Source organism: Bacillus sp. FJAT-27001 (genome assembly GCF_019039175.1).
Taxonomy (GTDB): Bacteria; Bacillota; Bacilli; order Bacillales; family Bacillaceae; genus Bacillus; species Bacillus velezensis.
In genome coordinates this window covers 92376-114398 of record NZ_JAHOAA010000006.1, presented here as the reverse complement: position 1 = coordinate 114398, position 22023 = coordinate 92376, and the positions used below count along the sequence as shown (strand labels likewise).

General features: G+C 46.0%; 22 protein-coding genes. 13 read left to right on the top strand and 9 right to left on the bottom strand.

All coding sequences use genetic code 11. The features are described from left to right. Positions 1-61: 61 nt before the first annotated feature. A complete protein-coding gene (locus tag BGM27_RS16815) occupies positions 62-1414 on the bottom strand; it encodes a glucose-6-phosphate isomerase (RefSeq protein ID WP_007408647.1) in 1353 nt (450 codons plus the stop codon). 397 nt (positions 1415-1811) lie between these two features. On the opposite strand from BGM27_RS16815, the gene BGM27_RS16810 reads away from it, so the two are divergent. Next, on the top strand, positions 1812-2378 hold the full coding sequence (locus tag BGM27_RS16810) for an NADPH-dependent FMN reductase (RefSeq protein ID WP_007408649.1): 567 nt from the start codon (positions 1812-1814) through the stop codon (positions 2376-2378). 124 nt (positions 2379-2502) lie between these two features. Next, complete coding sequence (ycaC, locus tag BGM27_RS16805) at positions 2503-3147, top strand: isochorismate family cysteine hydrolase YcaC (RefSeq protein WP_007408650.1); 645 nt, start codon at positions 2503-2505, stop codon at positions 3145-3147. Between the two features lie 280 nt (positions 3148-3427). Here ycaC and BGM27_RS16800 read toward each other — a convergent pair whose 3' ends face one another. Together BGM27_RS16800 and BGM27_RS16795 are read right to left on the bottom strand one after the other, a co-directional pair. Continuing rightward, positions 3428-4600, bottom strand: a complete 1173-nt coding sequence (locus BGM27_RS16800) for an iron-containing alcohol dehydrogenase (protein WP_007408651.1) — start codon at positions 4598-4600, stop codon at positions 3428-3430. A gap of 86 nt (positions 4601-4686) precedes the next feature. Beyond that, positions 4687-5850, bottom strand: coding sequence for an iron-containing alcohol dehydrogenase (locus tag BGM27_RS16795; RefSeq protein ID WP_007408652.1), 1164 nt, complete (start codon positions 5848-5850; stop codon positions 4687-4689). Positions 5851-6080: 230 nt separating this feature from the next. On the opposite strand from BGM27_RS16795, the gene BGM27_RS16790 reads away from it, so the two are divergent. Then, on the top strand, positions 6081-6317 hold the full coding sequence (locus BGM27_RS16790) for a DUF378 domain-containing protein (RefSeq protein ID WP_003152104.1): 237 nt from the start codon (positions 6081-6083) through the stop codon (positions 6315-6317). A gap of 47 nt (positions 6318-6364) precedes the next feature. On the opposite strand, the gene yugI is transcribed toward BGM27_RS16790, so the two are convergent. The 3 genes from yugI to BGM27_RS16775 form a co-directional block, all read right to left on the bottom strand. Further along, entirely contained in the window at positions 6365-6757 is a 393-nt protein-coding gene (gene yugI / locus BGM27_RS16785) for a S1 domain-containing post-transcriptional regulator GSP13 (protein WP_007408653.1), read from the bottom strand. Between the two features lie 196 nt (positions 6758-6953). Next, on the bottom strand, positions 6954-8123 hold the full coding sequence (locus BGM27_RS16780; protein ID WP_003152100.1) for an aminotransferase: 1170 nt from the start codon (positions 8121-8123) through the stop codon (positions 6954-6956). Next, positions 8124-8624, bottom strand: coding sequence for an Lrp/AsnC family transcriptional regulator (locus tag BGM27_RS16775; protein WP_003152098.1), 501 nt, complete (start codon positions 8622-8624; stop codon positions 8124-8126). A gap of 152 nt (positions 8625-8776) precedes the next feature. Here BGM27_RS16775 and BGM27_RS16770 point away from each other — a divergent pair, with 152 nt between their 5' ends. Further along, positions 8777-9598: an alpha/beta fold hydrolase gene (locus tag BGM27_RS16770; protein WP_007408654.1), complete on the top strand. Its 822-nt coding sequence runs from the start codon at positions 8777-8779 to the stop codon at positions 9596-9598. A gap of 24 nt (positions 9599-9622) precedes the next feature. Here the strand turns inward: BGM27_RS16770 and BGM27_RS16765 are convergent, their stop codons facing one another. Next, entirely contained in the window at positions 9623-9883 is a 261-nt protein-coding gene (locus BGM27_RS16765) for a DUF1871 family protein (protein ID WP_003152094.1), read from the bottom strand. Between the two features lie 86 nt (positions 9884-9969). On the opposite strand from BGM27_RS16765, the gene BGM27_RS16760 reads away from it, so the two are divergent. The 3 genes from BGM27_RS16760 to kapB all read left to right on the top strand — a co-directional run bounded on the left by BGM27_RS16760 (position 9970) and on the right by kapB (position 12973). Beyond that, positions 9970-11133, top strand: a complete 1164-nt coding sequence (locus BGM27_RS16760; protein ID WP_007408655.1) for a MalY/PatB family protein — start codon at positions 9970-9972, stop codon at positions 11131-11133. Positions 11134-11255: 122 nt separating this feature from the next. After that, on the top strand, positions 11256-12539 hold the full coding sequence (locus tag BGM27_RS16755; RefSeq protein WP_217031298.1) for a sensor histidine kinase: 1284 nt from the start codon (positions 11256-11258) through the stop codon (positions 12537-12539). A gap of 47 nt (positions 12540-12586) precedes the next feature. Then, the gene (gene kapB, locus BGM27_RS16750; protein ID WP_007408657.1) at positions 12587-12973 is read left to right on the top strand and encodes a kinase-associated lipoprotein KapB; all 387 of its coding nucleotides are present in this window, start codon (positions 12587-12589) and stop codon (positions 12971-12973) included. A gap of 24 nt (positions 12974-12997) precedes the next feature. Here kapB and kapD read toward each other — a convergent pair whose 3' ends face one another. Beyond that, entirely contained in the window at positions 12998-13615 is a 618-nt protein-coding gene (gene kapD / locus BGM27_RS16745) for a 3'-5' exonuclease KapD (protein WP_003152084.1), read from the bottom strand. Positions 13616-13766: 151 nt separating this feature from the next. Here kapD and BGM27_RS16740 point away from each other — a divergent pair, with 151 nt between their 5' ends. The 3 genes from BGM27_RS16740 (at position 13767) to BGM27_RS16730 (ending at position 17410) form a co-directional block, all read left to right on the top strand. Then, entirely contained in the window at positions 13767-15011 is a 1245-nt protein-coding gene (locus tag BGM27_RS16740) for a multidrug efflux MFS transporter (RefSeq protein ID WP_007408659.1), read from the top strand. An 89-nt stretch (positions 15012-15100) separates the two neighbouring features. Beyond that, positions 15101-16975, top strand: coding sequence for a transglycosylase domain-containing protein (locus BGM27_RS16735; RefSeq protein ID WP_012118304.1), 1875 nt, complete (start codon positions 15101-15103; stop codon positions 16973-16975). A 21-nt stretch (positions 16976-16996) separates the two neighbouring features. Next, entirely contained in the window at positions 16997-17410 is a 414-nt protein-coding gene (locus tag BGM27_RS16730; RefSeq protein WP_007408661.1) for a thiol-disulfide oxidoreductase DCC family protein, read from the top strand. A 14-nt stretch (positions 17411-17424) separates the two neighbouring features. Here BGM27_RS16730 and BGM27_RS16725 read toward each other — a convergent pair whose 3' ends face one another. Beyond that, positions 17425-17982, bottom strand: coding sequence for a YufK family protein (locus BGM27_RS16725; RefSeq protein ID WP_007408662.1), 558 nt, complete (start codon positions 17980-17982; stop codon positions 17425-17427). A 174-nt stretch (positions 17983-18156) separates the two neighbouring features. Here BGM27_RS16725 and malK point away from each other — a divergent pair, with 174 nt between their 5' ends. The 3 genes from malK (at position 18157) to BGM27_RS16710 (ending at position 21933) form a co-directional block, all read left to right on the top strand. Further along, positions 18157-19758 (top strand): malate sensor histidine kinase MalK, encoded by a 1602-nt coding sequence (malK, locus tag BGM27_RS16720; protein WP_007408663.1) that lies wholly within the window; start codon positions 18157-18159, stop codon positions 19756-19758. Next, positions 19751-20458 carry a response regulator gene (locus BGM27_RS16715; protein ID WP_003152077.1) on the top strand — a complete coding sequence of 236 codons (708 nt, stop codon included), beginning with the start codon at positions 19751-19753 and terminating at the stop codon, positions 20456-20458. The genes malK and BGM27_RS16715 overlap by 8 nt, the downstream gene beginning before the upstream one ends. A 401-nt stretch (positions 20459-20859) precedes the next feature. Beyond that, positions 20860-21933, top strand: coding sequence for a BMP family lipoprotein (locus BGM27_RS16710; protein ID WP_007408665.1), 1074 nt, complete (start codon positions 20860-20862; stop codon positions 21931-21933). The last annotated feature ends 90 nt before the right edge of the window (positions 21934-22023 follow it).

Genomic DNA, 22023 nt, shown 5'->3' with positions numbered 1-22023 from the left:
CATCACACCTTTCACGGTTTAAAAAAGGCTGACCCGTCATGCTGAGGGCCAGCCTTTCTTTTTATTTTTCAAGGCGTTTTTCAAGCTCTGCTTTTTTCTCTTCAAAGCCCGGTTTGCCGAGAAGCGCGAACATATTCACCTTATAGGCTTCAACACCCGGCTGATCAAACGGGTTGACTCCGAGCAGATAACCGCTCATCGCCACCGCTTTTTCAAAGAAATAGACGAGATATCCAAATGTATATGCATTAAGCTCCGGAATATTGACAATTAAGTTCGGCACTTTTCCGTCTGTATGGGCAAGCATCGTGCCTTCGAACGCTTTTTTGTTGACGAAATCGACCGTTTTGCCGGCTAAGTAATTTAAGCCGTCGAGATCATTTTCCGCTTCTTCAATTGTCAGCTCATGCTTCGGTTTTTCAACGTTTAATACAGTTTCAAACAGATCGCGTCTGCCTTCCTGCACGTATTGACCGAGAGAGTGAAGGTCTGTTGAGAAGTTAGCAGAAGAAGGATAGATGCCTTTTTCATCTTTTCCTTCACTTTCGCCGAAGAGCTGCTTCCACCATTCCGCAAAGTATTGCAGCGCAGGCTCATAGTTGATAAGCATTTCAATGGTTCTGCCTTTATTATACAGAACGTTGCGGACGACGGCGTATTGGTAAGCCGCGTTCTCTTCTAATTCCGAGCTGGAAAAGTCTTTGCTTGCATCAAGAGCGCCTTTCATCATTTCATCGATATCAGCCCCGCTTACCGCAATCGGCAGAAGACCTACCGCAGTCAGAACGGAGAAACGTCCGCCGACATCATCAGGAATAACGAATGATTCGAAGCCTTCTTCATTAGAAAGCGTTTTTAAAGCGCCGCGCTCTTTATCTGTCGTCGCGTAAATCCGCGCTTTCGCTTCTTCTTTTCCGTATTTTTCTTCAAGAAGTTTGCGGAAAATCCGGAAAGCGATTGCAGGTTCCGTCGTCGTGCCTGATTTAGAAATGACATTGATAGAGAAATCAGCGTCTTCCAAAAGATCCATAACATCTTTCATATAAGTTGAGCTGATATTGTTGCCGATAAAGATAACTTGAGGGTTTTTGCGCTTGTCTTTCGGCAGAACGTTATAGAAAGAATGATTGAGCGCTTCAATCGCCGCGCGGGCGCCTAAGTATGAACCGCCGATACCCACGACGAGAAGCACGTCTGAATCTGATTTGATTTTTTCAGCGCTTTTTTTAATGCGCGCGAATTCTTCTTTATCGTAGTTTTCAGGGAGGTCCACCCATCCTAAAAAGTCGCTTCCGGCGCCTGTTTTTTCATGGATATTATGGTGTGCCGTTTTTACGAAATCACGTGCGTATGTAAGTTCATGTTCATTGAAAAAAGGTAACGCTCTTGAGTAATCAAAGCGTACATGCGTCATTTGCTTGTCCCTCCATCACGGTGAATTGTTTTCTCTTTCACTTTATATGAACTCACCCGCTAAATCAAGTCATGAAGAAGGCATGATGAATATGGGATTTGCGCTAAAAATGCATTCATTTTTTATACAATATCCCGGATTCGATATGGTTATATTTGTAATAATCATGAGAGGGATAACGAATCGAATGTTGGTGATCCAGGAACGTATCACCTTTACTTTGGAGCAGGATGACATCCATCGCCAATCCCGATGGGCCGGTTCTTTTTATATAGTACTCCTCTTGAGAGGCTGCCACGAAGGAATATTAAGGCATAAATGTCCAATTTTAAAAATAGTGTCTATATTTGGAGTATCGTGTTAAGATGAAAGTGATTTTAAACCGGGAGGTGATTTTATGACTAAAACCATTGGTCTTATTTGTGGAAGTTTACGAAAAAACTCGTATAATCGAGCAATTGCTCAATCATTGATTGACTTCGATAATGCGGCTCAATTTCGTTGGGTTGAAATAGACAGTCTTCCTTTTTTTAACGAAGATTTAGAAATTGCCGGAGCACCAGACTCCGTAACATCCTTTAGAGCTGATATACAAGACGTTGACGGCGTCATCATTGTAAGTCCAGAGTACAATTCCGGAATTCCGGGGGTATTAAAAAATGCATTGGACTGGGCATCGAGACCGCGGACCTCTTCTGTTTTAAACAGTAAACCGGTTGGCTTAATCGGAGCAACCCCCGGAGGGTTCGGTACTGCCTTTGGTCAAACGCAAATGAGAGAAGTACTCGAAGCTATGCAAGTCAATGTTTTGCCCTTTCAAAAAATGCTGATTTCGCAAGTCCATGAGAAAATTGATTCCGCTCAAAACATACTTACGGATGAACAAACAAAACGTTATCTTCAACGCTATTTACAACAGTTTATCCATTGGATTGATCATGCTCCGGTTCCCGTTCCAGATTAATTGAAGGATCATCACCCTCACGAAAAGTCACCTCAGAAATAACTTTCTTTCTATACAGCATATGAATAGATTTACCGTTTTCAATTCACAAACTTACTTGCCTTAATTCAAGGAGGATGATAAAATGTCTGATCTTTATTCCCGTCTTTCGAAAGATGATGCTGCCGTGCTTTTAGTTGACCATCAAACCGGCCTTATTTCCGGTCTCGTGCGTGACTATGGCGTTGATGAATTTAAGAACAATGTATTGGCTCTCGGTGATACGGCTAAATTCTTTGATTTACCGGTTATTTTAACAACGAGTTTTGAAAACGGACCCAACGGACCGCTCATGCAAGAACTCGTTGATCTCTTTCCTGACGCCCCAAAAATAGCCCGTCCTGGACAAATTAACGCATGGGACAATGAAGATTTTGTTAAAGCCATTGAGGCGACTGGCAAAAAACAGCTGATTATCGCAGGGGTGGTAACAGACGTCTGCGTCGCTTTTCCTGCGCTTTCTGCCATTAAAGCAGGCTACGAAGTGTTTGTTGTGACAGATGCTTCGGGGACCTTTAGTAAGCAAGTAGCAGATGCATCATTAACGCGTATGGCTCATGGCGGCGCGCAGCTTATGAACTGGTTCAGCGTAGCATGCGAGTTACAGCGTGATTGGCGCAACGATGTTGAAGGTTTTGGCGCATTAATCTCCAGTCATCTTCCCGGTTATCAAAACTTAATGGGAAGCTATTTGGGGGCTCAGCGGGACCTTAGTACACAAAATGCATAAAAGGAGCGCTGATTGAATCAGCGCCCCTTTTTTAAATTCGCGGCTCTTCATGATTTAGATTTTGTGTAAATAGAAGATCGGCAATCGCAAAGTTAATTGATCCTTTTCTGCTAAATGTACAGAAACAGGGAGTCAAATCCGCATCATGTGAGATTTCCATAGTTGTCTCATGGCAAGGGGTGTTTCACTTGCTCTTGATGCACTAATGAAGGGACTCCCAAAACGGTTACATCTGCAGCTTGAAAATCTATTTCATCTTCACCCCGGCCGGAAATGTATCTTACAGTGACGCCTTTAAGATAGCAAGTACGTCATCTTTGTTCAGTTTTTGGAAATTGCCGAATCCGCCGTATTCCATTTCTTTTGCGGCGATGTCTGCGATCAGCTCAAGTTTGTCTTCACCGATGTCATAATCCGCAAGGCGGGACGGTGCGCCGAGGCTTGTCCAGAACGCGGACAATTTATCGATCCCTTCAAGCGCAATTTCTTTATCCGTTTTGCCTTCAGTATCAATGTCAAACATGTTGAGCATCAGGTTTTTAAAACGGTCTACATTTGTATCTAGCGTGTATCTCATCCAGTTCGGGAACAGAATCGCAAGTCCTCCCGCGTGAGGGATGTCATAAACCGCTGATACGGCGTGCTCCATCGTATGGGAAGCCCAATCGCCGAAATAGCCCATTTGCAGCGTGCCGTTTAATGCGATCGTACCCGCGTATAAAATCGTTTCACGGTGCTTATAGTTCTCAAGGTCTTCCAAAAGTTTCGGCGCTGTTTCAATTACCGTCTGAAGGACCGCAAAACACATTCTGTCCTGAAGCGGCGTGTTTTCAACATTGTGGAAGTATTGTTCAAATACGTGGCTCATCATATCCACCATGCCGTATACGGTTTGGTTTTCCGGAACGCTGAAAGTATTCTCAGGATCTAAAATGGAGAAACGCGGATGAGTGACATTGCTGCCCCATACGAATTTTTCGTTTGTTTCCCAATTTGTGATAACGGAATCAGGGTTCATTTCAGAGCCTGTCGCCGCAAGCGTCAGCACCGTGCCGAACGGGAGCGCGTCCTGCGCCGTTACTTTTTTGCTGTAAATGTCCCATGCGTCGCCGTCATATTTCGCACCGGCCGCAATCGCTTTTGTACAGTCGATGACACTTCCGCCGCCGACTGCGAGAAGGAAATCAATCTCATGCTTTCTGCACAGCTCAATTCCTTTATTTACCGTTTCCAGACGCGGGTTCGGTTCAACGCCCGCAAGCTCATGAACGGTTGCGCCTTCTTCTTTTAAGATGCCTGTTACTTGGTCATACAGGCCGTTACGCTTAATGCTGCCGCCTCCGTATACAAGCAGCACGTTTTTCCCGTATTGCTTCAGCTCTTTTTTCAATTGGTCGATTTGACCTTTTCCGAAAATCAGTTTCGTCGGATTGTAGTACGTAAAGTTCTCCATTTATCATAACCTCCAAAAAAATCGTAAGGGAATTACTATAACACAGAAAAAAAGGAGCTGCCAATCCGGCCGCCCCCTTTATGTTATTACAATGATGCTTTCAGTATCGCAAGCACGTCTTCTTTCTGCAGTGACTTGAACTGTCCGAATGCTCCGTTTGCCATCGCTTTATCTGCAATCGTATCCAGCTTCTCATCAGAAATATCATAATCAGCGAGTCTGTTCGGAGCGCCCAGGCTCGTCCAGAAATCAGACAGCCTGCTGATTCCTTCAAGTGCGATCTCTTCATCTGATTTGCCTGTCTCGTCAATATCGAAGACACGGACGGCAAGCTGTTTAAAGCGGGCCGGATTTTCTTTGAGCACATGTCTCATCCAGTTCGGGAACAGAATCGCTAAACCTCCGGCGTGCGGTATATCGTAAACCGCTGATACCGCATGCTCGATGTTGTGTGTGGCCCAATCCCCTCTTGCGCCCATTGACAGCATTCCGTTTAATGCGATCGTGCCTGTATATAAAATCGTCTCACGAAGCTCGTAGTTCTCCAGATCATTGATCAGTTTCGGCGCTGTTTCAATCACCGTGCGCAGAAGCGATTCACACATCCGGTCCTGATACGGCGTGTTTGACGTGTGGTGGAAATATTGTTCAAACACATGGCTCATCATATCGACCATGCCGTAAATGGTGTGGTCTTTCGGAACGGTAAATGTGTTTACCGGATCGAGAATAGAGAATTTAGGGTAAACGAGCGGGCTCCCCCATCCATATTTCTCTTGTGTCTCCCAGTTTGTGATGACTGATCCGGAGTTCATCTCTGAACCGGTTGCCGCAAGCGTCAGCACTGTTCCGAAAGGCAGCGCTTCTTTCGGCTGGTGTTTTTTCGTGACGATATCCCACGCGTCGCCGTCATATTTAGCGCCCGCCGCGATGGCTTTCGTGCAGTCAATGACACTTCCGCCGCCGACGGCCAATAAGAAATCGATGCTGTTTTCTTTACAGAGCGCAACACCTTTGTTCACCGTTGAGACACGCGGATTCGGCTCTACGCCTGCCAATTCATGTACGGTAACTCCCGCTTTTTTCAGCAGTTCGGTTACTTGATCATAAAGACCGCTGCGCTTAATGCTGCCTCCTCCGTATACGAGCAGCACGTTTTTTCCGTACGGTTTGATTTCTTCAGGAAGTTTTTCAACCTCTCCCTTTCCGAAAATCAATTTTGTCGGATTCCAATATGTAAAGTTTTGCATGACATCTCCTCCTTTGGATTTATATTATGCAGAAAGATGACGTTCAATGTAAAGCAATCCGCTTTTTTGACGGCGCATCACATGGTTTACAGACATCGAATTCCCGGGAAAGGCACTTGTACAGCTTGAAACAGTGTGTGATTTACACGGCGGAGAATGTAGTATGCATAGATTCTTTGCTTTGTCACAATCTATAACTGTTTCACGAATTCATAGAGGAGGTTGTTTACATGAGTGTTATTCAGCGTATCTGTCTCGTATTAACGATTATCGGCGCTATTAACTGGGGACTGATCGGGTTTTTCCAATTTGATTTAGTAGCAGCCATCTTCGGCGGCCAAGGATCAGCTCTGTCGCGGATTATTTACGGCCTTGTCGGCATCGCCGGTCTGATCAATCTCGGCCTGCTGTTTAAGCCGAACGAAGAAACATCCCGCGAGGAAGCGGCAAATCCGGAAGTCAGATAAACATAAAAAAAGCACCGAACATACATATCCGGTGCTTTTTTTCATGCTTATTTTTTGATAAGGTCTTTGCGGTTGGACTGTTCGATCCACTCTTCAAGCTTATCTTTCAATGTGTTGAAACCTTGCGGAGCAGATGTTTCTTCAGAAGCTTGAGCCGCTTTCGGTTTTCTTGGTTTGCTTTCTTTTCTTTCAGGCGCCGCTTGAGTCGCACGGATAGAAAGGCTGATTTTGCCTTTTTCTTCGTCAACCGCAAGTACTTTTACTTGTACTTCGTCACCGATAGAAAGGTGTTCGTTAATGTCTTTTACGAAACCGTGAGTGACTTCAGAAATGTGAACAAGTCCTTGAGTTTCTTCATCTAATGCAACAAACGCACCATACGCTTGTAATCCTGTTACTTTACCAGTGTAAACACTGCCCACTTCAAATTTTGCTGCCATTCATAACAACTCCTAAGTTAAATTAAATACAGATTATACGCAATTTAAAATTATATCATACAAGTTTGTTTTTCGCAAAGAGAACTTTTTTACATAATCATGTTTAAGCACAGATAAAGGAGGGTATACTATGATTACGAAGGCTTTCTAGTATTCCCCCCTTTTATTTGGATGCGAACCGGGTTCGTATCTTTTTTTATGCCCTTTTTTCAACAAACCGTTTGATTCTGACGAGCGCTTCCTGAATCTGCTCAATGGATGTCGCATAGGAACATCTGATGTAGCCTTCGCCGCTCGGGCCGAATACATTCCCCGGAACGACGGCTACTTTTTCTTCAATGAGCAGCTGTTCCGCGAATTCTTCTGAACTCATGCCGGTCGACTGAATGGAAGGAAAGGCGTAAAATGCTCCGCCGGGGTGGTGGCAGCCGAGTCCGATTTCGTTCAATGTCTCCACAATCAGGTTTCGGCGTCTCCGATAGCTTTTCTTCATTCTTTCGACGTCTTCCTGGCCGTTTTTCAGCCCTTCAAGCGCCGCGTACTGAGCCATGGAAGGGGCGCACATCATCGCGTGCTGATGAATTTTGAGCATCGCATCCCTGATCACGGGAGGCGCCGCCGTAAATCCGAGTCTCCACCCCGTCATGGCAAATGCTTTGGAGAAGCCGGAAATAAGAATCGTGCGTTCCTTCATGCCGCGGATGGCCCCCATGCTCGTGAATGGCTCATCATACGTCAGCTCGGCATAAATTTCATCGGCAAGCACGATCAAGTCGTGTTTTTCAGCGAAAGCAGCGATGGATTCAAGCTCTTCTTTCGAATAGACGGAACCTGTCGGATTTGACGGCGAGCATAGAAGCAGCGCTTTTGTTTTGTCCGTCAGGGCCGCTTCAAAATCGGCGGCTGATGCTTTGAAACCTTTTGCAGCGACAGTCTGAATCGGCACCGGTTTCGCCCCCGTTAAGGTCACGAGTGATTCATATGCGACAAAACACGGTTCGGGAATTAACATTTCCTCTCCAGGATTCATAATGGCGCGGACAGCGAGATCAAGCGCCTGGCTTGCCCCTACCGTAACGATCAGTTCACTGTCAGGCGAATAACTCAGGCCGAACCGCTGATCTAAGTAGCGGCTGATTTCTTCTCTCAGTTCATAAAGACCCGCATTTGCCGTATAAGCCGTATAACCCTGTTCTAAAGAAAGAATACTCGCTTCCCTCACGTTCCAGGCCGTCACAAAGTCAGGCTCTCCCACTCCCAGTGAAATGACGCCTTCCATCGTAGCGGCCAGATCAAAGAACTTGCGGATGCCTGACGGTTTAATCTGCTGCACGTAGTCAGATAAATAAGAAGTCTTCGTTTCCATTTACGGAGACACCACGATTCTTTTGTCATCGTCTCCGCTTTCAAAGACTTTGCCGTCATGCTTATATTTTTTCAGGATGAAGTGCGTTGTCGTGGAGACGACAGACTCAAGGGTGGACAATTTTTCAGACACGAAGCTTGCCACGTCTGACATCGTGTTGCCGCGAATAACGACAGATAAGTCATACACCCCTGACATCAGGTACACTGATTCAACTTCCTGGAATCTGTATATCCGCTCAGCGACTTCATCAAAGCCGACATTTCGTTTCGGAGTGACTTTTACGTCAATCATCGCCGTGACGCCTTCCAAACCGTCGACTTTGCGCCAGTCGATCATCGCCGCATAATCAATGATGACTTTTTCCTTTTCAAGCTTTTCAATGATGCTTTTGACTTCTTCGGCGGGAATGTTTGCCATTTTCGCAATCGTTTCCGCATCAACGCGGCTGTTTTCGTCTAAAATTTCTAATATTTCTGTTTCTTTTTCGGTCAGCTTCATACGTTTCACACCTTTGCATTATCAAAAATCTTCATGACATTATATCACGATTTTCGACAAATGCTAAGAAAAACCCGAAAGAAACCAGAGCTAAAATCTGACAATCAAAAAAGCCTTTACATTACAACAAAGAAAGGACGGCGAAGGCTCTCATGGAAGCTGTTTCACCGATTAAACGGGCCGCGATAGACGGAGTTGAGCTGTATTACGAGCATTATGAAAATCCCGGCAGACAGACACTCGTCTGTGTACACGGTTTTTTATCTTCGGCATTCAGCTTCAGAAAACTGATCCCGCTGCTCAGAAACCATTATGATATTATCGCCGTTGACCTGCCTCCTTTCGGGCAATCGGAAAAGTCACGGACTTTCGTATATACTTACGCAAACCTCGCCAAGCTTCTGATCGGACTTCTGGAAAAGCTCGGTATCAGCCGGGCCGCACTCATCGGCCATTCAATGGGCGGCCAGATTTCCTTATCCGCGTCTCTTCTCAGACCCGAGCTTTTTTCTAAAATCGTCCTGCTGTGCAGCTCGGGGTATTTAAAGCGCTCGCACCCGTCGATTATATTCGGGACGCATCTCCCTTGTTTTGACCTGTATCTTAAGTATTGGCTTTCAAAAGACGGCGTGCTGAACAACCTGTTAAATGTCGTTCACGACCGGACGCTTATCGATCAGGAAATGATTGACGGTTACGAAAAACCATTTACAGACCGCCAGATTTTCAAAGCGATGACAAGGTTTATCAGACACAGGGAGGGCGATTTAGAGCCCGAGGATTTGAAGAAAGTGCAAAACCCCGCTCTTTTAATCTGGGGAGAAGAAGACCGTGTCGTTCCGGTCTCAGTCGGAAAACGGCTTCATGACGACCTGCCGGATTCCATTCTGTATTCACTCAAGGATACGGGGCACCTCGTACCTGAAGAGCGCCCGGAGTTTGTTTCGGAGCGGATTTTTGAATTTATTCAATAAAAAAACCGGCGAAACCGCCGGTTTTTAAGGGGTGCAGGAGCTGCTTTCTTTTATGAACAGAAGCTGCTCAGCGGCCTTTTGGCATCCTTCGATCGGAAGCTTTTGCTCAAATGAAGCTTCAAAGATATCCTGAATGGCTGCTGCCAGCTTGTCGGCACGGTCTTCACTGTAGACGGCCTGAACGATGTCGACGGCTTCTGTCTCATAAAAATCTTCTCCATATTTAAACGGGTCCCACTTGGCAATGATTTTCATCATTTCCATGACCGCTTGGCTTTCTTCCATTTTCATCACCGCTTATAATAAAGTTTGCAATTCTATTTTATCATAGATACGCTGTGCAAAATAATGATACTACAGGAGTGACATACATGAACTTTGATCTTCGAGAAAACCGTCTTGGCACACAATCGGTGAAATGGGACAAGGCGGAAGCGTTATTCGGCGTATCGGATGCGCTTCCGATGTGGGTTGCCGATATGGATTTCCGCGCTCCCGAAGCGGTCACTGACGCCTTAAAAGCCCGCCTTGACCACGGCATATTCGGTTACACGTCTCCTGACGAAAACACAAGAGAAGCCGTCGCTTCATGGCTTGAGACGCGGCACGGCTACCGGCCCGATCCCGCAAACATCGCGTTCAGTCCCGGTGTTGTCACGGCAATCAGCATGGCCGTACAAGCCTTTACCGAACCGGGCGATCCGGTGTTGATTCAATCACCGGTGTATACGCCTTTTTATCAGATGATCAAGGAAAACAAACGGCAGGTTTTACATAACCCGTTACGGGAAGAAAACGGCGTCTACTGTATGGATTTTGAGGATCTTGAGAAAAAGCTGAACGATTCTGAGGTCAAGCTGATGATTCTTTGTAATCCCCACAATCCGTCCGGCAGAGCGTGGAGCCGGGATGAGCTTATGAAGCTCGGATCGCTGTGCGCCGCCCATAACGTCACCGTCGTTTCTGACGAGATACATTCCGACTTGATGCTGTACGGAAAGCCGCATACGCCTTTCGCTTCTCTGTCTGAGGAGTTTGCGCGGATTTCCGTTACTTGTGTCGCGCCGAGCAAGACGTTTAATATTGCCGGGATTCAGGCATCCGCCATTATCATTCCCGATCGGTATAAGCGGGCGAAATTCTCCGCCGCATTGCATCAGAACGGAATTTCCAGCCTCAACACATTTGCGGTTGCAGCAATCGAAGCGGCCTATACAAAGGGAGGCCCTTGGCTTGACGCGCTGATTCCTTACATTGAAGGGAATATGAAATTGGCTGAGGACTTTTTAAGAAAAGAATTGCCGAAAGTCCGCATGATGAAGCCTGACGCTTCCTATTTGATCTGGATGGATTTCAGCGAATACGGATTTTCGGATGCCGAGCTCAAAGAAAGAATGCTCAAAAAAGGGAAAATCATATTAGAGCCGGGAACAAAATACGGACCGGGCGGCGAAGGATTTATGAGGCTTAATGTCGGCTGTTCAGCCGCCGCCGTAAAAGAAGGGCTTGAGAGAATGAAAGCAGCGCTCGCTTAGCAGCGGAAAGAACGCCTTTATCAGATGAGATAAGGGCGTTCGCTTTAGAGAAATATATACTTTTTTTTCCGGTAAAGATGTTATAATAGATTCATATTTACATAGGAAAGGATTTCGCATAAATGGAGATTGTAAAGGATTACCTGCTTCACTTCTCTTTTATTTTATTCCCTATTTTTCTTTATCAAGTCTTCTGGCTCAGCAAGCCCGATTTGCTTGTGCCGAGAGCGAACCGCCTGCTGGTCGCCGTATTTGCAGCGTCATCTTCCTTATTATGTACGGCTTTTCCCATCCAGGAGCTTCATTCCGTCCGTTACGGCTTGCAGCTGATTCCCATTATCGTCTGCCTGCTTTATTCCGGTACCGCCGCAGGACTTGCCGCAGGGGCGGCATCCGTTTTTTTTCAGCTCATATGGTTTGAACCTTCCGCTCTTTTTTTCTTATCCTTAATTCCTTTTTTAATCATCATCCCTATCCAGCTCCAAACGAAATGGCCTTTTTTTTCAAAGCGGAAGAAACTGCTTTTCGCTCTTCTCATCGGCTGCACTGAAACCGCCTTATTAACCGCATCTGTCTTCATCTATTCCGCGACCAATATTTTCAATTTTCAAAATCTATCTTCCGTTTATTATGAGGCGGCAGTATCTGTTTTTTTTCAAGTCAGCTCCCTTTTGCTGTGCATTTATTTGATTGAGATCATTGATGAGAATGCGTCCATGCGGGCAAGGCTGATTCACTCAGAAAAAATGGCCGTCGTCAGCGAGCTTGCGGCAAGCGTCGCCCATGAAGTCCGCAATCCGCTTACGGTCGTCAGAGGTTTTGTGCAGCTGCTGTTCAGCGGCGAGCAGCTTCAGGACAAATCCCACTCCGGATATCAGAAACTTGTGCTGTCCGAACTCGACCGGGCTCAGACGATCATTACGAATTATCTCGATATGGCGAAGCAGGATGACTATGAAAAAGAAAAGTTTGATATTTCTCTGCTCGTAAAGGAAACAGGTTCCTTAATGGAGTCTTATGCCCATTTTAAATCGGTGACCGTTACGGTTCGAAGCGAGCCTGATTTATATGTGTTCGGCGATGTAAAAAAACTGAAACAGGCCTTCATTAATCTGATTAAAAACAGGATTGAAGCCGTACCCTCTGAAAACGGCCGAATCGAGGTCTCCGTCCAAAAACAGGAAGAGATGATTCTCATTCAGATTACGGATAACGGAATCGGCATGTCCGATGAAGAACTGCAGAAACTCGGCAAGCCGTATTATACGCTGAAAACGAACGGCACCGGGCTCGGGCTTACCGTGACATTCTCGATTATTCAGCATCATGAAGGCTCCGTCTGTTTCACCAGCGGCGAGCACTCGGGCACAACGGCCTCAGTCAGGCTTCCGGCAGCTGTTCACTAGCCAACCGCGTTGATCTTTTATAGAATAACTAGAGAGAGGTGAACGCTATGAATACGTTTGACATCGGCACAATCGTAAAAGGGTTTTATAAAACAGGAGCATACATAGGGGAAGTGACAGACGTCAGGCCCAATCACTATTTAGTGAAAATTAAAGCCGTTCTGACGCATCCCGCTCAAGGAGATCTTCATCATCCGAAGCAGGCGGATGTTCCGTTTTTTCATGAAAGAAGAGCGCTTGCATTCGGGGAACAGACAAACATACCGCATCAGATGGTCAAACCGTTTGATGGCGAGGTGCCTGATTATACGGCTTCCTTACAAGCGGCGTCTGCCCGGCTGAAAGATCAGCTTACAGCGGACGGCTCAGAATGGGCGGAACGTTCGCTCGACAACTTGGCCGCGTTAGAGCGTGACTATTTTAAAAGAACTTGACCCAGTCGGCATGATTGGGTTTTTTTATGTGGCCCGGCGAAACAGTTCAGTCAGATCGACGCGATCACCGATCGTCGGAGGTTTCGGTTTTTCAAGATATTGTTTATCCCGCTCGACAAGCTTGAATAATTTGTATGTCGTCCGCGCATCATCCAGCGCTTTATGATGCGTGCCCGTCCCTTTATCGCCATACTCTTCTGCCGCTTTCCAAAGGCCGGTCAATGTTCTGTCGCCGAAGAAGTTTTTGTATTCAAGGGACAGATCCCGAAGTTCTCCTTTGAACGGAAAAGGGATGTGGTTAAACATGCAATTTTGCTTTAACACTTTCATATCCATATTGCCCCAGGTGACGATCGTGCAGTTTTTATCAGGATCAAGCTCATTTAATTTGCGGATGAATTCATTAAACGTGATTCCGCCGTCCACGTCTTTTTGGGTGATGTTCAGAAAGGTTTTGCATCGTTTCGTCAGCTTCGGAAATTTTTTCGGTTTGATATAACTCGAAAACGTTTCAGTCACTTCATCATTCACCGTCTTGACAATCCCCGCTTCAATAATCTCGGGAAAGAAATTTTGCGGGCTGTATTTTCCGTCAGGCATTGTAAATTCAAAATCAATAATGAGCAGACTGCGCTGATCCACTTTTTTCACACCTGCCTTTCCTCCGATCAAAAATGATATTTTATGATAGTATATCAGTTTCCCCTCTGAAACTTTCTTCATTTTCTAAAAATAATGAATTTTCCTATATCCGCATCGAAAATACAAATACCGGATTCATTCCTATATACTAATGATTAGATACACGAAAAGTAAAGAAGGTGATGTTATTTCTGTCCGTAAGAAGAACTTCGTCGTCATTTGGATTACAAATTTCTTTATTTCCGCCAGCATGACCATGATTGTTCCGTTTCTTTCGTTATATATCGAAACGATCAGCCCCCATTCGGGCGGGTATGTGCAGAGATGGAGCGGGTATGTGTTCGGCGTCACGTTTTTAATGGCGTTTGTGATTTCCCCGTTTTGGGGAAGATTCGGCGATAAGCGCGGCTACAAAAAAATTCTCTTGATTACAGGAACCGGCATTGCCGTCAGCATTTTATTGATGGGGTTTGTGACATCCGTTTATCAGCTGTTTGTCCTGCGGCTGCTTATGGGTCTAGTAACAGGGTTTGTTCCGACATCGCTTGCCATGATTTCGGCGCAGACGCCGAAAGAGACTGCCGGGAAGACGCTCGGCACGCTGCAGATGGGTCAGGTGTCAGGCACTTTATTCGGACCGATGCTGGGCGGGCTGCTCGCTGACAGCTTCGGGTTTACGTACACATTTTTTATTACGTCTTTTGTCATTTTCGCGTCCGTGCTTCTCGTTTTATTTCAGGTCAATGAGCAGCCGCTCGGCGAGAAACAAAACAAACGGAAAACCTATTCCAGAAAACAGGTGCTCTCTTATATTTTTCACCAGCCCGCGCTTTGGGCGATGATGGTGCTTACTATGATCGTGCAGACCGGCAATTTCAGCATTCAGCCGCTGCTCGCTTTATATGTCAATGAGCTGCACGGACCTGTTAATTTAGCTTTTTTCTCCGGAATGGCGTTTTCAGCGACCGGACTCGGAAGCTTACTGCTTGCCCGGAAATGGGGGGACTTCGGCGACCGCTTCGGCCACAGCCGGATCTTAATCGTGCTTTTGATTGCCTCAGCGGTGTTTTTCATTCCGCAGGCGCTCGCCTCCTCCCTCTCCATTCTGTTAGTCTTCAGATTTCTGTTCGGCATGGTCATGGGCGGCACGCTCCCCTGCATTACGGCCGCAATCCGCGTCAGGGCGCCGGGCAGCATCCAGGGAGAGGTGCTCGGCTATAACGTCAGCTTTCGTTTTCTCGGAAATGTGCTCGGCCCTCTGCTCGGAGGTGCGGTCTCAAGCGGTTTTTCCATTTCGGCTGCTTTCTACGTCACCGCCTTTCTCTTTTTAATAGGCGCGGGGCTCTTATGGATGGCGGGACATCTGCAAAAGGATACAGCGTCAAATGCGGGCTGACCGGCAGCGATCACGATTTCTTCTAAATTTAACCTTCTCGTATTCTTAAAAGAATGATACGATATGGCTAGAAATCAGGAGAAAAGAGAGTGACCATGGTACGTAAAATAATCGGATGGATTTTGCTGCTCGGCATTATCCCGTTGTGTGCATTTACAGTTATTGCTTCCGGCAAAGAGGTAAAACAAATCAAGCCTTTTGATCAGGTGCTCGATAAACATATTGATTTAAAAGCGATCAACCTGGTTCAAAACAGTTACATGTATGACAGGGACGGAAGCCTTGTTTCTGAGATTGTCAGCGATCATGAGAACCGCGTGATCGTGCCCTTTAATAAAATACCGAATGAGGTAAAACAACTGTTTTTAACCTCTGAAGACCGTCATTTTTATGAGCATAAAGGGTTTGACTTTATGGGGATGGTCAGGGCGGCCGCCTCCAATTTCAAAGATCATAAAATTGATCAGGGCGCCAGCACCATCACCCAGCAGCTGGCAAGGAATGTGTATTTAAGCCATGAACGCACCTTCAGCCGAAAACTGACGGAGCTGGCCTATTCCTATCAGCTTGAGAAAAAATACAGCAAAGATGAGATTTTAGAAGGCTACTTAAATACGATTTATTTTAATAACGGCGTATACGGTGTCGGTTCGGCGGCACAATTTTATTTCAGCAAGCCGCTGAAATCTCTCACTTTGGGAGAAATGGCCTTTATCTGCGCCATCCCTAATAACCCTACATTATATGATCCTCTCAAGCATTTTGATTATACGAAAAAACGACAAGTCAGATTGCTTAACGGATTAAAAAAAGCAGGCGTTATATCCGGGAAACAGCTGAAAAAAGCCGAAAAGGAAAAGATCAAGCTTGATATAAACGAAAAAACAAATAAATATCCTGACTATGTTTCCTATGTAAATGATGAATTCACACAGCTTGTTTCATCATCCGAAGGCTATGACAAACGTCTTGAAAAAGCTTCCGGAAAGGCGAAACAAAAAATACAGAGTGAGCTTTCAGACAGAGTCAGCACATTGTTAAAAGACGGCGTGAAGATTTATACGGCGCTGAATCCGTATATGCAAAACCAGGTCGTCGCCCAAGTGAATCAAAATCTGCCGTATGCAGGCGTCCAGGGCGGAGCGGCCGTGATTAATCATCAGACACATCAGATTATCGCGCTTTCAGGCGGGAAAGATTATCATAAATATGATTTCAACCGTGCCTATCAGGCATACAGACAGCCCGGTTCATCCATTAAGCCGCTGCTTGATTACGGACCTTACATTGAAAAGACCGGCGCAACGCCACACAGCAAGATTGACGCAAGCAAATTCTGCAGTGCGGATTACTGCCCGCAAAACTACAATAACCGCACGTACGGTACGGTCACGCTGGAAACGGCGTTTAAATACTCGTACAACACACCGGCCATCAGAATCATGGACCGCGTCGGCGTCAATAAGGCGTTCAGCTACCTTGAACCGTTTCATTTCGCGAAGCTGGTCAGCGCGGATTACCGTCTGCCTGCGGCGCTTGGCGGTTTTACAAACGGCATGACGCCGCTTGAAATGACCAATGCGTACACCACGTTCGGCAACAACGGCGTTTATACGCCGAGTCACGCGATTACAAAAGTGACTGATTTAAAAGGAAAAACGATATTAAAATGGAAAGATGAGCCGACGCAGGTATTCAGCGTGCGGACCAACATGCAGATCAAAGAAATGATGAAAGCCGTCGTCAAAAGCGGAACAGGAAAAAAAGCGAACTTTAAAGCTCCGTACGTCGGCGGAAAATCAGGAACGTCAAATGACTATCACGATATGTGGTTTGTCGGCCTGACGGACGCTTATACGATGGGGGTATGGGTCGGCAAGGATACACCGTCAAGCGTCGAATACCTTCATGACGCAAGCCCTCAGCTTTCGATCTGGAAAAACACGCTGCAGGCAGCTTATTAAAGATAACGGAGGGGATCCGCTTTGAAACCAGCTCAGCTTCCGGACCGCGTGCTTTTGTTTGACGGCGTCTGCAACTTATGCAACGGCGCCGTTCAATTCATCATTAAACGCGATCCGGCCGGCAAAATCTCATTTGCTTCATTGCAATCAGATACCGCCCGGGAGCTTTTGGCATCAGAAGGACTTCCGACAGAACAATTTGACAGCATGATTTTTATCGAAAACGGCCGGATATACAAAAAATCCGCAGCCGTGTTAAAGGTTTCCCGTCATCTCCGCGGAGCCTGGCGGCTGTCAGCGGTTTTTTTCGCAGTGCCCCGCCCCCTCAGGGACAGGGCCTATTCTTTCATCGCCCGGCGCCGTTACAAATGGTTCGGAAAAAGGGAAGCATGCATGCTCCCCTCCCCTGAGATCAAAAACAGATTTCTGTCTTAACAAAAATGGCTAGCTTACACAGGTAAGCTAGCCATTATGCTATTATAAAGCTTAATAAAGATGTACAAAATACCGATAACAAAAGTAAACCAAAACAGAATCTCAAGCAATATAAAACCGATCAGCGAAACGATCGAGAGTGTCGAATAGATTCTGTACACCATGAAAATCAAATAAACGAGCGTAACAACGGCAAATAACGCCGCAATCCAAAAACCATTCTGCACGAGCGCAAAGGAAAGAATTCCTCCGCCTACATAAATTAAAGAGCCTAATCTGATTTTTTTCAGATTGTCCCCTTCAGGGTCATTTGTGAAAAACAAAAGAGACAGCTCTGTCACTGTGTTTGCAATCAGCTTCAAAGCCGAAAAAAGCATAAAATACACAAGGGCGAACGCTGCAAAAAGCGCCAGTCTGATCCCTTTCTCAGAGAAATAATCCAGCATCCCCTGATACATGCCGAGCGTCTGAAGTATCTTCATGACATAAAGCGAGGTAGAAATGGATAATGACGAACTAAAAAGCAGAATCGCAACGAGCGGAAAATAACCCGTCCAATAAGTATTTTTCATATAAAAAGTCCCTTTCTGTAATCTACCTCACTTATTATGGAGGACTTAAAACACATTGACAAGATAAAAAATACCATTTTTCCTCACTTTTACGAAATAAGGGCCTGATCTTCACAAACCGGCTTTTTCGGAGTAAAGTAGAACGCGGGAATGATAAACGTAAGGAAGGCTGTTATGAAAAAAACATTAAAATTGCAAACCCGATTAACGATATTCGTCTGTATTGTCGTCCTTATCGCACTTTGTATCACCTTTTTCACGATCAGCGTCCAAACAGCAGACCGCGTGAAAGAAGAAGAACGGACGACCGCGCTGCGCACCGCAAAGCTGGTCGCGGAAACACCGAGTGTCGCGCGGGCATTGCAAACAAGAAAAGGGCTGAAAGAGCTCCGGGATTATACATTAGACGTCCAGAATACGACAGGAACCGAATTTGTCGTGGTGATGGATATGAACAGCATCCGCCTCACCCACCCCGACGTAAATAAAATCGGGAAGAAATTCACCGGCGGAGATGAACAGCCGGCGATGCACGGGCATATCAAAACGAGCACATCAGCGGGAACTCTCGGAAAATCCATGAGAGCCTTCGTACCGATCTATGGAAAAGATAAAAAACAAGTGGGCGTCGTCTCGGTCGGAATTTCGCTTAACAAAATACAGGATGTCGTCAGCCACAGTTTGAGACCGCTTTATTTCATCATCTGCGTAAGTATTTTTGTCGGCGTCATCGGAGCAGTCATTGTCGCCCGCACCGTCAAAAACATTATGTACGGTCTTGAGCCTTATGAAATCGCCACCCTCCTCGAAGAGCGGAGCGCCATGCTCGAATCAACGAAGGAAGGCATCCTGGCGGTTGACGCGCGGGGAAAAATCAAGCTTGCCAATGCGGAAGCGAAACGGCTTTTTATTAAAATGGGTATTCCGACTAATCCGGTCGATCAAGATGTGAACGATATTCTCCCGAAAAGCCGGCTGAAACAAGTGATTGAAACGAAAAAACCGCTTCAGGACAGGGATATCCGCATTAACGGGCTTGAGCTGGTCTTTAATGAGGTTCCGATTCATCTGAAAGGACAAACTGTCGGAGCGATCGCCACTTTCAGGGACAAAACGGAGGTCAAACATTTAGCAGAACAGCTGTCCGGTGTTAAAATGTATGCAAACGCATTAAGAGCCCAGTCTCATGAATTCATGAATAAGCTTCATGTTATTTTAGGGCTTGTCCAGTTAAAAGAATACGATGATCTCGGCACTTACATTAAAGACATTGCCATTCAGCAGAAGACGGAAACAAGCGAGATTATAAGTGATGTCAAAAGTCCGGTTCTCGCAGGGTTTCTTCTAGGAAAACAAAGCTACATACGCGAACAGGGCGCTGATCTGGACATTCAGCTCGGCAGCCTGATCCCGAATGCGGCAGATCCGGCCGTCATCCATGAGCTCATTACGATTATCGGAAACCTGTTAAACAACGCGCTCGATGCAGTGGCGCAGATGCCGAAAAAAAACATTACGTGCTCGATGCGGTTTCAGGATCGCCAGCTTGATATAGAGATTACGGACACGGGAGCCGGAATGTCTGCGGCAGACCAAGCCCGTATTTTTGAACAAGGTTATTCCACGAAAGGGACAAACCGGGGGTTCGGCCTCTATTTCACCCAGCAGGCAACAGAAAATTTAAAAGGCCATATGATTGTGACAAGTGAAAAGAATGAAGGAACGACTTTCAGTCTTCGCATTCCGTATGAACCGAAGGAGGAAAATGATGATTAATGTACTCATAGTTGAAGACGACCCCATGGTGGGTGAATTAAATAAACGCTATCTCAGCCAGATTGAAGGATTTCAGCTGAAAGGGATCGCATCATCCTTTCAAAGCGCGCTGCACGTGCTGAGCGAGCATCATATCGATCTCATCCTTCTTGACATTTACATGCCGGGAAAAAACGGGCTTGAGCTTTTAACGGAAATCCGCAAACAAAATGAATCGGTTGATGTCATCGTCATTTCGGCCGCAAGCGAGCTGGACGTCATCAAAAAAACGCTTCGGTACGGCGCCGTCGATTATTTAATCAAACCATTTGAATTTGACCGCTTTCAAACCGCTCTTTCCGACTACAGACGCAAGCAGAAAGTTTATCAATCACACAGAAGCATGACACAGAAAGAATTGGATGCCGAGCTTTTTCAAAAGAAAGAAGCGGCGGAAAAGGTTCACCTTCCGAAGGGATTGACAAAAAGCACGCTTAAACTCATCTGGGCGAGCATTGAATCTTTCGGTGACGGCTCTTTTACCACGGAAGATCTCGCCAAGCATACTGAAATCTCGCAAGTCTCCATCCGGAAATACCTTAAATTTCTGGAAGACATACAAGTGCTGAATGTAGAGATGGCGTACGGCACGATCGGCAGACCCGTCTTCCAATATCATATCAACACCGGCAATGTCAGCAGCATCAAACAATATTTATAATGTCAAAAAGCGCCGTTCCGCTGTGAACGGTGCTTTTTTACTGTCATATCCCGTGACAAAAGGATTGAGATTCCTTTTTTGTATGCTATATAAGGATAATGACCCGGCTGATCCTCCTCTGTTTTATCCAGATGAGGAAGCCGATTCATAAAATTTATATTTTTTAAAAAATAAGCAAATTTCTATTTATTTATGGCGGGTAAAATGATAAATTATGATTGGTTAGCAGATCTTTTCAGATAAGTCATAAGTCCCGAACCCGGAAGAGACAGCCGCTCAAGGCGGGAAAAAGAGAGACGTCTCATCATTATTATCAGAAAGTTTTTTCGATTCTGCATCCGGTACGGGGACTCAAGTCTGAATTGAACGGCACAGCCATATTTTACAGGGGGGTTATATCTTTGAAAAAACGCAAAATCGGAATGGCGATGGCGCTCATCGCGGCGGCCGGAACCATATTAAGCGCATGCGGTTCAAGTGACAAAGCAAACGGCTCCGGCAGCAAAAACTTTACCGTCGGCATGGTAACAGATATCGGCGGTGTCGATGACAAATCATTTAACCAGTCCGCCTGGGAAGGTATTCAGGCATTCGGAAAAGACAACGGGCTTACAAAAGGCAAAAGCGGTTTTGACTATCTTCAATCAAAATCAGATGCAGATTATACAACGAACTTAAATAAATTAGCGCGGGAACACTTTGACCTGATTTACGGCGTCGGGTATCTGATGCAGGATTCCATCAGCGAAATCGCCGATCAGCGCAAAGACACCAATTTTGCGATCATTGACGCCGTTGTCAAAAAAGACAACGTGGCGAGCCTTACATTTAAAGAGCAGGAAGGTTCATTCCTCGTGGGAGCGGCCGCTGCGCTATCGAGCAAAACGGGAAAAGTCGGATTCGTGGGCGGAATGGAGTCTGAATTGATCAAAAAATTCGAAATCGGCTTCCGCGCGGGTGTACAAGCCGCAAATCCGAAAGCGACCGTCGAAGTGAAATATGCGGGCGGATTTGACAAAGCCGATGTCGGTAAGGCGACGGCTGAAAGCATGTACAAATCAGGCGTTGACGTCATTTATCACGCGGCCGGCGCAACGGGAACGGGCGTCTTCACAGAAGCGAAAAATCTGAAAAAAGAAGATCCGAAGCGGAACGTATGGGTTATCGGTGTTGATAAAGACCAGTACGCGGAAGGCCAAGTCAAAGGCACAAAAGACAATGTCACTCTGACATCAATGGTCAAAAAAGTGGATACAGCCGTAGAGGACTTAACGAAAAAAGCAAGTGACGGGAAATTCCCGGGCGGCAAAACATTAACATACGGTTTGGCGCAAGATGCAGTCGGCATCTCGGATCACAAGGAGAACCTTTCTGACGATGTCATCAAAGCAACAGACGATTGGAAGAAGAAAATCGCGGACGGACTCGAGATCCCTTCAACTGAAAAAGAATTGAAATCCTTCAAGGCTGAGTAAGAACCAGGGGATAAGGAGACTTCCGTGCTTATCCCCTCTCTTTTATGAAAAGAGCGGTGAAGGAAAAGCTGCATCTCTTGCAGCTTTTCT